Annotated in this window: 1 protein-coding gene; it reads right to left on the bottom strand. The window is 70.6% G+C overall.

Features of this window, described 5'->3' with window-relative positions; all coding sequences use genetic code 11:
• Window positions 1–812: lysylphosphatidylglycerol synthase transmembrane domain-containing protein (locus PGX04_RS16445; protein WP_273739501.1), on the bottom strand; the 812-nt coding region annotated here is incomplete at its 3' end.
• Window positions 813–951: the final 139 nt, after the last annotated feature.

Raw genomic sequence — 951 nt, 5'->3', positions numbered from 1 at the left:
GCGAGGCCTCCCGGGAGCATCGACACCGCGCCGACGACCGACCCGAGGCCGAAGACGAACAGGCCGATCACGACGCTGGTCTCGAGGCCGAACCCCTCGAGGACCAGCCAGAGGGCGACGCCCTCCAGGCCCCACGCAGCGAGGCTGCACAGCGTCGAGACGACCAGCGGGCGCAACCGGAACAGCCGGTAGGTGCTCTCGTAGAACCGCTCCAGTTCGGTCGCGTAGTCGCCGACGATCGGGACCGACTCGAGACGACCGAGGATCGCCAGGCTGGCCCGACGCCACTGGAGCAGGCCGATACCGGCCGCGATGGCGCTGAGGACGACGACGACGGGGAGCGACGAGTGGCTGTAGACCAGCAGCCCGAGCGCGGCCATCGCGCTCAGCGCAATGAGGTCCGTGACGCGCTCGGCGCCGACGACGGAGGTGGTCTTGGTCGCGGGGACGCCGCGCTGGTCCCGGAGGAACCACGCCTTCCAGACCTCGCCGGCCTTCCCCGGCGTGACGACCATCATCAGGCCGCTGAAGAAGGTGATGGCGCTCGCCTCGAGCGGGACGTCCACCTCGAGCAGCCGGAGGTAGTAGTGCCACTTGGCGAACCGGAAGCCGTACCCGACGGTCGTCAGGCCGATGACGGCCGCGAACGTCCCCCAGTTCAGGGTGGTGAGGGCGCTCGTCACGTCGCCGACGTTCGCGTAGGCGGCGAGACCGAGGAAGACGACGACCGAGAGGAGCGCCGTCAGCCAGACGCCGTGGTTACGGACGACCGCCCGGCCGTAGTCGACGACGCTCTCACCGTAGTCGTTCATCGCCGCAGGAATCCCCCTGACGTGAGCGTCCCGACGGCGCGACCGGAGGCGGTGCGGAGCTGGTGGAGTTTCGTCGCGACGTGTCCCGAGAGGTACCGTCCGCGGCCGCTCGCCCGCACGCGCCCGTCGCGGACGGCGT

The organism is Natrinema soli (assembly GCF_028618695.1).
This window is presented reverse-complemented; position numbering and strand designations above follow the sequence as displayed.